Source organism: Dokdonia pacifica (assembly GCF_900188275.1).
Taxonomy (GTDB): domain Bacteria; phylum Bacteroidota; class Bacteroidia; order Flavobacteriales; family Flavobacteriaceae; genus Dokdonia; species Dokdonia pacifica.
In genome coordinates this window covers 338136-350777 of sequence record NZ_FZNY01000003.1, presented here as the reverse complement: position 1 = coordinate 350777, position 12642 = coordinate 338136, and the positions used below count along the sequence as shown (strand labels likewise).

At 34.6% G+C, this 12642-nt stretch carries 14 protein-coding genes; 11 read left to right on the top strand and 3 right to left on the bottom strand.

All coding sequences use genetic code 11. The features are described from left to right. Nucleotides 1-65: 65 nt before the first annotated feature. Together CHB80_RS11715 and CHB80_RS11710 are read left to right on the top strand one after the other, a co-directional pair. A complete protein-coding gene (locus tag CHB80_RS11715; RefSeq protein ID WP_089371654.1) occupies nucleotides 66-497 on the top strand; it encodes a VOC family protein in 432 nt (143 codons plus the stop codon). Nucleotides 498-639: 142 nt separating this feature from the next. Further along, complete coding sequence (locus CHB80_RS11710) at nucleotides 640-978, top strand: DUF6249 domain-containing protein (RefSeq protein ID WP_089371653.1); 339 nt, start codon at nucleotides 640-642, stop codon at nucleotides 976-978. Between the two features lie 157 nt (nucleotides 979-1135). On the opposite strand, the gene CHB80_RS11705 is transcribed toward CHB80_RS11710, so the two are convergent. Then, nucleotides 1136-3331, bottom strand: coding sequence for a RecQ family ATP-dependent DNA helicase (locus tag CHB80_RS11705; RefSeq protein ID WP_089371652.1), 2196 nt, complete (start codon nucleotides 3329-3331; stop codon nucleotides 1136-1138). An 85-nt stretch (nucleotides 3332-3416) separates the two neighbouring features. On the opposite strand from CHB80_RS11705, the gene CHB80_RS11700 reads away from it, so the two are divergent. The 4 genes from CHB80_RS11700 to lptB all read left to right on the top strand — a co-directional run bounded on the left by CHB80_RS11700 (nucleotide 3417) and on the right by lptB (nucleotide 6454). After that, on the top strand, nucleotides 3417-4382 hold the full coding sequence (locus tag CHB80_RS11700) for a KpsF/GutQ family sugar-phosphate isomerase (protein ID WP_089371651.1): 966 nt from the start codon (nucleotides 3417-3419) through the stop codon (nucleotides 4380-4382). Next, nucleotides 4382-5227, top strand: coding sequence for a twin-arginine translocase subunit TatC (tatC, locus tag CHB80_RS11695; protein WP_089371650.1), 846 nt, complete (start codon nucleotides 4382-4384; stop codon nucleotides 5225-5227). The genes CHB80_RS11700 and tatC overlap by 1 nt, the downstream gene beginning before the upstream one ends. A 59-nt stretch (nucleotides 5228-5286) precedes the next feature. Beyond that, complete coding sequence (locus tag CHB80_RS11690; RefSeq protein WP_089371649.1) at nucleotides 5287-5637, top strand: carboxymuconolactone decarboxylase family protein; 351 nt, start codon at nucleotides 5287-5289, stop codon at nucleotides 5635-5637. Between the two features lie 76 nt (nucleotides 5638-5713). Continuing rightward, entirely contained in the window at nucleotides 5714-6454 is a 741-nt protein-coding gene (lptB, locus tag CHB80_RS11685; RefSeq protein ID WP_089371648.1) for an LPS export ABC transporter ATP-binding protein, read from the top strand. 65 nt (nucleotides 6455-6519) lie between these two features. Here lptB and CHB80_RS11680 read toward each other — a convergent pair whose 3' ends face one another. Next, the gene (locus CHB80_RS11680) at nucleotides 6520-6897 is read right to left on the bottom strand and encodes a MotA/TolQ/ExbB proton channel family protein (RefSeq protein ID WP_089371647.1); all 378 of its coding nucleotides are present in this window, start codon (nucleotides 6895-6897) and stop codon (nucleotides 6520-6522) included. 30 nt (nucleotides 6898-6927) lie between these two features. Then, nucleotides 6928-7962, bottom strand: coding sequence for a serine hydrolase domain-containing protein (locus CHB80_RS11675; protein ID WP_089371646.1), 1035 nt, complete (start codon nucleotides 7960-7962; stop codon nucleotides 6928-6930). Nucleotides 7963-8175: 213 nt separating this feature from the next. On the opposite strand from CHB80_RS11675, the gene CHB80_RS11670 reads away from it, so the two are divergent. From CHB80_RS11670 to yidD, 5 genes are all read left to right on the top strand, one after another. Next, the gene (locus tag CHB80_RS11670; RefSeq protein ID WP_089371645.1) at nucleotides 8176-9228 is read left to right on the top strand and encodes a sensor histidine kinase; all 1053 of its coding nucleotides are present in this window, start codon (nucleotides 8176-8178) and stop codon (nucleotides 9226-9228) included. Then, nucleotides 9225-9923 (top strand): LytR/AlgR family response regulator transcription factor, encoded by a 699-nt coding sequence (locus CHB80_RS11665; RefSeq protein ID WP_089371644.1) that lies wholly within the window; start codon nucleotides 9225-9227, stop codon nucleotides 9921-9923. Before CHB80_RS11670 ends, CHB80_RS11665 begins: the two co-directional genes overlap by 4 nt. Before the next feature lie 187 nt (nucleotides 9924-10110). After that, nucleotides 10111-10752, top strand: a complete 642-nt coding sequence (gene folE / locus CHB80_RS11660; RefSeq protein WP_371874966.1) for a GTP cyclohydrolase I FolE — start codon at nucleotides 10111-10113, stop codon at nucleotides 10750-10752. A 133-nt stretch (nucleotides 10753-10885) separates the two neighbouring features. Beyond that, nucleotides 10886-12370, top strand: coding sequence for a cysteine--tRNA ligase (gene cysS / locus CHB80_RS11655; protein ID WP_089371643.1), 1485 nt, complete (start codon nucleotides 10886-10888; stop codon nucleotides 12368-12370). Beyond that, nucleotides 12371-12622: a membrane protein insertion efficiency factor YidD gene (gene yidD, locus CHB80_RS11650; protein ID WP_089371642.1), complete on the top strand. Its 252-nt coding sequence runs from the start codon at nucleotides 12371-12373 to the stop codon at nucleotides 12620-12622. It begins immediately after the preceding gene. The last annotated feature ends 20 nt before the right edge of the window (nucleotides 12623-12642 follow it).

Below are 12642 nucleotides of genomic sequence, written 5' to 3'. Positions count from 1 at the left end.
ATAAGTTCGTTTTACACATCATTTTCTCTGTAGATATTTGTCATAACTAATAAACACTTTTATTTATGACACAGCATATATATTTAGAACACGCTAACATTACCGTAAGTAACTTACAAGAAGCCATACAATTTTTCCAAATTGCTTTTCCTCATTTTAAAATACGAGGAGGCGGTAACGATGTTAGAGAATGGGTACATCTGGGAGATGATTATACATATGTTGCCATTAATCAAGCAACAGAAAATCATATCAAAGCTGAAAACAACTATGAGAAAATTGGTATCAATCATTTAGCATTTGTTGTACCCAATGTAGAAGACATTGCTACTAATCTTTTAAATAATGGGTATCAACGAGATTATCCGAAGCAAGTAGAGGAATTTAGAATTAGAGATTATTTTGCAGATGCAGATGGAAATCAGTTTGAATTTGTACAGTATCTCAGTGAAGTTCCTGAAGAAAGAAATAAGTATAGTAATTACGTCCAGAACTAAAAATGTCTGTATTACATTGCTTTGATTTCTGAGTTAATTTTCGCGAAAGCAAAAAAAACTTTATAAATTCTGTAACCGTTTTAAAAAACCTTTCGTCATATGGGCAAATAAATAATTTGTAATCAATTAAAAATCGACTATTATGGGAGGAGAAATTATCATATTCTTATGCATTTTTGGATCAATTTTCGGGATCGCATACCTACATTATTCTACACGTAACAAAGAGCGTTTGGCACTTATAGAAAAAGGAATGGATGCTGGAATCTTTAAGCAATCAAGAGAAACACCACCTATTTGGAAAATTCTTGTACTGAATATAGCGTTACTATTAATGGGTATAGGAACAGGAATTCTAATCGCATTAATGCTTCAAGAAACTGTAGGATATAACGATGCTCTATATCCAGGAATCATATTCTTAATGGCTGGAACAGGCTTACTGGCAGGATTCTTCTTAACAAGGAAATTAGTAAAGTAATTGTATAACACATTGCTTGTAAGATCAGGTAATCATACATAGTATGTTTGCCTGATTTTTTTATGCTTCAATGTACGCTTTTGTACTTCGATAAAACTCAGTATAAAGTTGTGCATCGCTATGCTCTTTGAAAGCATATATATAAAAAGCAATACAATTAATTAGCCACCTCACTGATAAACTTGATACGATAAAGACGTAATTCTTCGTCATCATAATCGCCATCAAACTCTTCAAGAGCAGCTTCTATACCATCGGTTTCTGCCTCCATAAAATATTCATGAAGTTCTTCCTGCTGATCTTCATCTAGAATATCATCAATCCAATAAGAGATATTAAGTTTTGTTCCGCTGTAAACAATAGCTTCCATTTCTTTAATGAACTCAGGCATCTCTTTACCTTTGGCAGATGCTATATCATCAAGTGGCAACTTACGGTCTACATTTTGGATGATGTATAGTTTTAGACCACTATTAGCTCCAGTGCTTTTTACAATAAGATCATCGGGTCGTAAAATATCATTTTCTTTTACGTATGTATCTATGAGTGCAACAAAGTCCTTTCCATATTTTTTAGCCTTCCCATCTCCTACACCATGCACAGAAGAAAGTTCTTCTATAGTCATAGGGTATTTTATAGCCATATCATTTATAGATGGATCTTGAAAAACAATATATGGAGGTACATTGAGTTTTTTAGATACTTTTTTACGAAGATCTTTTAGCATTTCAACAAGCACTTTATCGGCTCCTCCTCCTTTAGCACCTGAAACTATTTGATTACTTGCGCTTTCGTCATATATATGATCATCTGTCATCATAAATGATGAAGGAGCATCTATAAAAGCTAGTCCTTTATCAGTAATTTTTATAACACCATAAGTTTCTATATCTTTTGATATATAGCCCGCAACCAAGGCTTGGCGTAATAAGGCATGCCAATAGGTTTTTTCACGTTCACTACCACAACCAAAGAAAGGTTGCTGATGTGTTTTATGAGACGTAATAATTGCATTTTCTTTACCTAACATTGTAAAGACCAATTCTTTACTCTTATAGATTTGATTAGTATCCCGTACTACTTTGAGTATTTTAACCAATTCATCTTTGGCTTCATGTTTCTTTTTAGGGTGACGCATATTGTCATCTAGCATTCCTCCTTCTCCAGTTTCATTGTCAAACTCTTCTCCAAAGTAATGCAAGATAAATTTACGTCTAGACATACTTGTCTCTGCATAAGCGACGACCTCTTGAAGCAATGCATGTCCAATTTCCTGTTCTGCAACAGGTTTTCCACTCATAAACTTTTCGAGTTTCTCAATATCTTTATAGGCATAAAAAGCTAGACAGTGACCTTCTCCTCCATCACGTCCTGCACGTCCAGTTTCTTGATAATAACTCTCAATACTCTTAGGAATATCGTGATGAATTACAAAACGCACATCTGGTTTATCAATTCCCATCCCAAAAGCAATGGTAGCAACTACAACATCTGCATCTTCCATCAAAAACATATCTTGATGTTTTGCACGTGTTTTTGCATCGAGTCCCGCATGATAAGGAACCGCTTTAAGGCCATTTACTTGTAAGGTTTGTGCTAATTCTTCAACTCGCTTTCGCGAAAGACAATACACAATACCGCTCTTACCTTCATTTTGTTTTACAAACCGAATAATATCTCCATCTACATCCTTGGTTTTAGGACGAATTTCATAATATAAGTTGGGTCTATTAAAAGAAGCTTTAAATGTGTTGGCATTTGTAATTCCTAAATTTTTGAGAATATCTTCTTGAACTTTAGGAGTTGCCGTAGCAGTTACAGCTATAATAGGAATATTATCACCTATACGTTTTATAATATTACGGAGGTTACGATATTCTGGTCTAAAATCATGTCCCCATTCTGAAATACAATGTGCTTCATCTATAGCTAAAAAAGAAATAGGAACAGATCTTAAAAACTCTGCATTTTCTTCTTTAGTAAGTGATTCTGGAGCCACATATAAGAGTTTTGTGACACCTCGAGAAATATCTTCTTTTACTGTTTTAATCTCTCCTTTGGTTAATGAAGAGTTCAGTACATGTGCAATTCCTTCTTCTTGGGAGATTCCCCGCAGTGCATCTACTTGATTTTTCATTAACGCAATTAATGGCGAAACCACAATTGCTGTACCTCCTTTAAGCAGTGCTGGTAATTGATAACATAGTGATTTTCCGCCGCCTGTGGGCATAATCACAAATGTATGATCTCCTCCAACAATACTTTTTATAACTTCTTCTTGAAGTCCTTTGAACTGCCCAAAACCAAAATATTTTTTAAGTGCAGCGTGTAAGTCTAATTGCCCAGTATTCATTTATTCTTGTGCATTTTTGCATACCTTTGTATTACATAAATATAGTGAATTCCTTACGGTATACAAACCTAATAAAAACTAAATTTTGAACATATTACAGCAGATAATTGCTAGCGCCCAGAAAACCATAGCTATAGAACAAGAAGCCATTGCTCATCTTCACACACTCATAGATGAAGAATTTGCACAAGCTGTAGAAGTAATTTATAACTCAGTAGGACGGGTGATCATTACAGGAATCGGAAAAAGTGCCATTATCGCACAAAAAATTGTGGCAACACTTAATAGTACGGGAACCCCTGCTATATTCATGCATGCCGCCGATGCCATACACGGAGATTTAGGTACCGTACAAAAAGATGATGTTGTGATTTGTATTTCTAAAAGTGGAAATACTCCAGAAATTAAAGTATTAGTACCGCTCATCAAGAAGACTAATAACCCGCTTATTGCTATTACTTCCAACAAAGATTCTTTTTTAGGCACTCAAGCCAATTTTGTTTTACACGCACAAGTATCCGTAGAAGCATGTCCTAATAACTTAGCGCCTACTACAAGTACTACTGCTCAACTCGTTGTAGGTGATGCTGTAGCGGTAGCTTTATTGGATTTAAAAGGTTTTTCTGATAAAGATTTTGCTAAATATCATCCTGGAGGCGCCTTAGGTAAAAAACTATATTTACGTGTAAGTGACCTGACTCAAATACACGAAAAACCATCTGTATCTCCAGAGGCTAGTATCAAAGAAGTTATTGTAGAAATCTCTGCAAAACGATTAGGCGTTACCGCTGTGGTTGAAGATCAAAAAATTATTGGAATTATTACTGATGGAGACTTACGAAGAATGCTCTCAAAAAATGACACCCTAGAAGGGCTCACTGCAAAAGATATCATGAGCGCATCTCCTAAAACTATTGATAATGACGCCATGGCAGTTACTGCAAAACGTATCTTAGAAGAAAATGGCATTAGCCAATTACTTGCTACGCATCAAGGAGTCTATAGTGGTGTAGTGCATATACATGATTTAATAAAAGAAGGAATTATTTAATGGCAGCCAAAAACACAAAAAAACAAGAGGCAGAAATGTCATTCTTGGATCACCTAGAAGAATTACGCTGGCACCTTATAAGATCTACACTCGCTGTTGTGATTATTGGTACCGTAGCTTTTATTTTTATAGATTTTTTATTCGAAGTAATCATTCTTGGACCTTCATATCCTGAATTTGTTTCTTATGATATTCTTTGTCGAATCTCCAACTTAGTAGGTATGGAAAAGGGATGTATAGGAGAAGGGGATTTAGATTTTATTATCCAAAGTCGTAAAGTAGGTGCCCAATTTAATACAGCTATCTGGACCTCTATTACAACTGGTGTAGTTGTAGGTTTTCCATATATATTATATGAGTTTTGGAAATTTATTTCTCCCGGATTGTATGATAATGAACGTAAAAGTTCAAAAGGATTTATCATAATTGCCTCATTATTATTCTTTATAGGTGCATTTTTTGGATACTATGTGATTGCGCCCTTATCTATCAATTTTTTATCTGGTTTCAAAGTTGCAGATGTAATTCAAAATGAATTTGATATTGATTCTTACGTTGGATTAATGAGAGCATCAATATTAGCAGCAGGTATTATATTTGAACTTCCTATTATTATGTACTTCCTTACCAAAATAGGATTAGTCACTCCCGAGTTCTTAAAAAAGAATCGAAAGTATGCACTCGTTATTGTACTTATTCTCTCTGCTATTATCACACCTCCAGATATCTCAACACAAGTGATTGTTGCGGTACCTGTATTAATTTTATACGAAGTGAGTATTGTAATAAGTCGTATCGTTTTAAAAAGAGAAGCAAAAAGATTAAAAAAACAACAAGCATCATAAACTTGATGTGAATATAATATGATAAGATTCCCTCCAATGAGGGTACGAAAAATAAAGTTATGAGTAAGCAAATAGAAGAATTTAATGAGTATCGCACTCGTATGAATGAGATGATCCTTGGTGATAATAATAAGGTCATTAAGCGTATTTACAATTTAGACACCAATACCTATGCTGCTGGTGCTCTTGATGTAAAAACTAAAGAACTTTTAGGACTCGTTGCCTCTGCAGTATTGCGTTGTGATGATTGTATTAAATACCACCTTGAAACAGCCCATAAAGAAGGGGTAACTACAGAAGAAATGATGGAGACTATGAGTATTGCCACCCTTGTAGGCGGTACTATTGTGATACCTCATCTACGAAGAGCGAGAGAGTTTTGGCATGAGTTAGAAACACAAAAAGCATAAATCGTAGCGTTAATACATTCCTAAAGTATATCATCCCTTTATTGCAAATCCAACGAAACACGTATCTTTACGATCTATGAAGTTAAGTGCACAAAATCTAATGAAATCCTATAAAGGCCGAAAGGTCGTAAAAGGCATTTCTGTAGAAGTAAATCAAGGAGAAATTGTAGGTCTTCTAGGGCCAAATGGTGCCGGAAAAACAACTTCTTTCTATATGATTGTTGGTTTGGTCAAACCTAATGGAGGAACCATTTATTTAGACAATCAAGAGATTACAAAATACCCTATGTACAAACGTGCACAAAACGGTATTGGATATCTCGCACAAGAGGCTTCTGTATTTAGAAAACTAAGTATTGAAGATAATATTCTAAGTGTATTACAATTAACTAAGCTTTCTAAAAAAGAACAGCTTCATAAGATGGAAGAACTCATAGAAGAGTTTAGTCTTGGTCATATTCGTAAAAACAGAGGAGATTTACTCTCTGGAGGTGAACGTCGTCGTACAGAGATTGCACGTGCACTAGCTACCTCACCAAATTTTATACTACTAGATGAACCTTTTGCAGGAGTAGATCCTGTTGCAGTAGAAGATATACAACGTATTGTTGCCCAATTAAAAGATAAGAATATTGGTATTCTTATCACAGATCACAATGTACAAGAAACCTTGGCTATTACTGATAGAACCTATCTAATGTTTGAGGGAAGTATCTTAAAACATGGAGTTCCAGAAGAACTCGCCGCCGATGAAATGGTACGTAAAGTGTATCTCGGTCAGAACTTTGAACTCAGAAAGAAAAAAATATTTGATTAACTTCAATTGACAATTAAAAAATCCTTTTTCAACATTGAAAAGGGATTTTTTAATTATAAGTCATATTAAGATGCGTCTACCGGAGTACTCATTTGAGATTTTATAGTCAATACTAACATAGAAATTCTTCCAATCAAGAACGTAATCAATCCAAAAACTGTTGTTAACAAAGCTACTTTGAGACCTCCTGAAAACATAGGTTGTGATACTTCACCAACAGACTCTATCGCATCAAAGGCAGATATTAAGCCCAATGTTGATCCTAAAAAACCCCATATCATTCCAAAAAGACTCAAATGTGCTATCAACTGATACACGTGCATTAATTTCTTCTTACCAAGTAGTGCTATTATAAATAAAACAACAATGATACTAATAATTAATACTAGGGGTATCATAAATACAGGTCCACCTTCTTGTATACGATCTATTAATTGTGACATAATTCTATTAAAATTTAAAGTTACTAATAATTAATTTTTAAAAAACACCTGTAAAACCTGCATCATGATTTCTTGTAAAGAAGATTCATATGCGTTACTCACAAGTGTCATAGAGATTTTCTGTTCTGGAAAAAAAATAGCTAATGATTTAAAGCCATCTATTTGACCACTCATTCCATACGCTTGCATTCCCATAATAGGCATTCCTCCTAGTCCCATTCCCATTCCTGTACTCACATCTGTCATTTGTTGATAAAAAGCTTGAGACATAAGCTTATCTGTATACAAAGCATTGGTAAACTTATTTACTTCTAATGGCGTACTCACAATAGCCCCTGCACCACCTGGAGCACTCATCTCTGTATACTCACTAACTACCTCCCATTGATTTTCAACACGTTGATGTGACACAGCTTCTTGATCACCCTTTGGACGATCTGTACCAACATAGGTGCGTTTTAATTGTAAAGGGGCTACAATCATATGCTGTACGATATCATAAAAACTTTTTCCTGTTATTTCTTCTGCGATATACCCTAGCAAAATATAATTGGTGTTACAGTATGATGTATCGGTGCCAGGTTCAAAAATAACTCCATTCTTCACCATCCGATCTAGCATTTTAATTCTTGATTGAGGTTGGAACATCCAAGTAGCAAAATTATCATCCTCGGTAATATTAAATAATCCGCTTTGATGTTTTAAAAGGTTCTTAACTGTAATCATTGTAGCATTAGGAAGTTTTGGAAAAAACGTACTCAAAGGCGTGTCTAACTCTAGTTTTCCTTCTTCTATGAGTTGTATGATAATGGTGGATGTATACATTTTTGTAACAGACCCTATACGATATTTTGTAGTTGCTGTTGACTTAATTTTCTTTTCTATGTTAGCATATCCAAAAGCATTTTGATATACTTCCTTCCCATCCTGATAGATAGAAATTCCGCCCATTCCATTTCCTGTTGTTTCTAGTGTTTTGAAAATGGCATCTAATTGATCATATTTTTCTGTTTGTGCGATGAGCGTACAAAAACTAAATAAAAAAAGAAGGGTTATTTTTTTCATATGAAGAGATCTTATTATTGATTGATACGTCAAATGTATCTTTTATACGCTTTCGCGAAAGCGTAATGCGACCAATACCCTTTTTTCCACGGGTTTTAACTATTATCAACTTTGTAATGACATGATTACCCGTTGATACGTTATTTATAGCATAAAACCAGTAATCTGTCTCAAAAATCTGTATAGTTAAAAGATTTTATACACCTTTGTAGGATGCTGAAAACGCTACTAAAGGAATTAAAATTTACCCCATTACACCTTTTATTATGGATAGGGGTCTGGCTATTTTATAGCTACTTCTTTAGCTATGGATCTAACAACGAGAAGTTTGTTTTTTGGTTTTCTACCAGCTTATTGCCAGTGACTATTGCTATCACGTATTTTATATCCTACGTACTCATTCCCAAATACCTCATCACTAAAAAGTATCTAAAGTTCAGTTTATACCTAGTTTACACTTTTGTGTGTTCTGTATATCTAATACTCATTATTACGTTTGTAAACCTTGTCTTTCTTTCTAATTTTAAGATTAAAGAAATGCCATTACTCTCGCGTAATGTCATCTTTGTATTAATACTAGTCTATCTGGTGGTAAGTGTTGTGTGTTTTGTACAGTTATTAAGGTATAATCACAAAACAGCAAGTCTTAATAAGGAATTGGAAAATAAACTATTAGAAGGGAAACTGGTATTAAAACAAAAAGAGCTTTATTTCCTTAAGCAACAAATACACCCTCATTTTCTTTTTAATACGTTAAACACAGTATATGGTTTTGCACTTAAAGGTTCTAAAGAAACACCAGATCTTATTCTTAAACTCTCTAACTTATTAGATTACATTCTTAATCAAATTGAAAAACCGGAAGTTCCTTTAACCGAAGAAATAAAACACATAGAATCTTATATTGGTTTAGAGCGTGTCCGTTTTAGAGATACATTACGTGTAACCTTTACTAAAGAAATTGAAAAGGAAATTAGCATCCCTCCTATGCTATTTATAGCTTTTGTAGAAAATGCTTTTAAACATGGTACGCCTATTGATGGTTTTTTAACCATTGATATTCATTTGAAAACAACAGCAAAGCAATTGTTTTTCACCATTCAAAATACAGCTATCGTAAATAATAGTTCTTCCGAAAATCATGGTATTGGTCTTGAAAATACTAGGAAAAGATTAGAAAGTATATATCCTGATGCTTACCAACTTAGCACGATATATAAAGAGCATTATTACCAAGTACAACTAGAGATACAATTAGAATCATGAACAAGACATATACGGCCATACTCGTAGATGATGAACCCACCGCAAGAGATATTCTTGCGACACATCTTGATAAAATAGATACTATAGAAGTGATCGCTAGCTGTAAAAATGCTTCAGAGGCTTTTTCAGTATTGAGTAAACAATCTGTAGATCTTGTTTTTTTAGATATCAATATGCCCGAAGTCACTGGGCTTATGTTTGCAAATGCCATACAAGGAAAAAGTAAAGTGATTTTTACAACGGCATACAGAGAATATGCTGTAGATGGTTTTGATCTACAAGCAGTAGATTACCTATTAAAGCCTATCTCGTTAGAGCGTTTGATGAAGGCTGTACATAAATTTATTGAAGAACAATCAGTAACACAGCAACAACCATCGCATGATTTTACGTTTTTTAGATGTGATCGTAAGATGGTAAAGGTAAATTTTGATGAATTGCTATATACAGAAAGTTGTGGTGACTATATAAAGATACATACCGCACAGGAAGTCCTAATCACGAGAGAAACTATTACTACCGTTATAGAAAAGTTACCCGAACAACGCTTTATGCGTACCCATCGTTCATTTATCATAAATATCTCAAAAATTGACAGTTTCACAAGTGAGCATATTACTATTGGACGTACTGCTATTCCCATAAGCAGAAGCTATAGAGATATCGTTGCTCGCTACCTAGCAACAATAAAATAATTAGCTATAATAACTATAATACCTATCTTTGCAAGCCTATTCCATCTGTTACGACAGATAGTAGGATAACAATAAAAATATTTCTAACATAGTTTATACATACATATATACTTAGGGAAGAAATGACATGCAAATGAAGACAGAAATAGAAAAAAACACAGATCGCTACCAAGAGCAAATTGAAGCTATGGGGAATGATCATATAGGTTCAAGCGCTATTACTCCTTTACGAGATGATGCTTTTGAATTAAGCGATATTGAAAAAATAGCCAGCATCAAAAAAGATGTAGCACATATCATGGAAACATTAGGCCTTGATATGACAGACGATAGTTTAAAAGGAACTCCTACACGTGTAGCAAAGATGTTTGTAAACGAAATCTTTGGTGGTTTACATCCAGATCGTAAACCCAAAGCCTCTACGTTTGATAACAACTACAAGTATGGAGAAATGCTAGTAGAAAAAAACATTGTAGTATACTCTACGTGCGAGCATCACCTTTTACCTATTGTAGGAAGAGCACACGTAGCGTATATATCTAATGGAACTGTCGTGGGTCTTTCTAAGATGAACCGTATTGTAGACTATTATGCTAAACGTCCACAAGTACAGGAACGTCTTACAATGCAAATTGTTCAAGAACTTCAAGAAGCACTTGGAACAAAAGATGTAGCCTGTGTTATAGATGCTAAGCATCTATGTGTTAATAGTCGTGGTATCCGTGATATAGAAAGCAGTACAGTCACTAGTGAATTTGGAGGAAAGTTTAAAGAAATAGCTACTCGTAGAGAATTCTTAGATTATATCAAATTAGATACTGATTTTTAATACGCTTTCGCGAAAGCGTATAATTCACATAAATCTTTAAAAAAGCGATAACCAACCTGTTATCGCTTTTGATTTTGACAGAAAGCATACTATCTTCGTTATCAATATTACAATCATTTAAAAAGCCCAAAAAATGGCATTATACAAAGAACAACAATTAAAAATATACAATTCTCTCACTGGGAAAAAGGAAGATTTTATACCCCTTCTTGAAGGACATGTTGGAATGTATGTTTGTGGTCCTACCGTATATAGCAATGTTCATTTAGGGAATGTACGTACATTCATGAGCTTTGACATGATTTTTAGATACCTTAAACACTTAGGGTATAAAGTACGTTATGTACGTAATATCACAGATGCAGGACACCTTACAGACGATGGAGATCAAGGAGAAGACAAAATTGCTAAAAAAGCCCGTCTTGAAAAAATAGAACCTATGGAAGTGGTACAACAATATACCGTTGACTTCCATAATATCTTAAATACTTTTAATTTCCTTCCACCAAGTATAGAGCCTACTGCTACTGGACATATCATTGAGCAAATTGAAATCATAAAAAAGATCATAGAAAATGGATATGCCTATGAAAAGAATGGTTCGGTTTATTTTGATGTTGTAACCTTTAATAAGGATCATGAATATGGAAAACTAAGCGGTCGTAAGTTAGAAGATATGATTGCAAATACGCGTGCACTAAACGCTCAGGATGAAAAAGAAAATCCGCAAGATTTTGCCCTTTGGAAAAAAGCAGGACCAGAACATATTATGAGATGGCCTAGCCCTTGGGGAGATGGATTCCCAGGGTGGCATTTAGAATGTACTGCGATGAGTACAAAATATTTAGGTGATCAGTTTGATATTCACGGAGGTGGTATGGACTTAAAATTCCCACATCACGAATGTGAGATAGCTCAAAACGAAGCGGCCATAGGTACCGTACCTGTACGTTACTGGATGCATGCCAATATGCTTACGCTAAATGGGCAGAAAATGGCAAAAAGCACCGGTAATAGTATCAATCCTGGTGAAATATTTACGGGTGACAGTCCGCATTTAAGTAAAGGATTTGCACCAAGTGCTGCTCGTTTCTTTGTATTACAAGCAAACTATAGAAGCATTCTTGACTTTAGTAATGATGCATTAATTGCTAGTGAAAAAGGCTTTAATCGTCTTATGGAAGCCATGAAAATCATGAAGTCATTGCCTACAGATACCTCTAGTAGTATGAATGTGGAAACGTGGAAACAGTCATGTTATGATGCTATGAATGATGATTTCAATAGTCCTATTCTGATTGCACAGCTTTTTGAAGGTGTTAAGCAAATACACTTGATTAAAGATGCAAAGGCTAGCATTACGGCAGACGATCTAAAGTTGTTAGTACATACAATGGAAGCTTTTGTTTTTGATGTATTGGGTCTTGAAGATGGGGACGCTTTCGCGAAAGCGGACGACTCCAAACTCTCTGGTGCTGTAGAATTATTAATCAAACTTCGTAAAGAAGCACGTGAGAATAAAGACTTTGCTACCAGTGACAAAATACGAGATGAATTATTAGCATTAGGAATTCAGCTGAAAGATGGTCGCGAGGGCACTACATTTACCGTACAATAAATGAGTACGCTAAAAAAAATAGCTGTTGCACCTTTTTTAGGAATCATTTGGTTTTATCAGAAGTTTATCTCCTCTTGGACACCTTCTACCTGTAGATATACCCCCACGTGCTCTCATTATACAAAGGAAGCATTGCAAACCCATGGACTGATTAAAGGGAGTAGTTTGTCTATAAAGCGTATTTTTTCTTGCCACCCATGGGGTGGACAAGGATATGACCCTGTACCTCCAAAAGAAGAAATCAAAAAATAAACATAACAATAACAAGAACG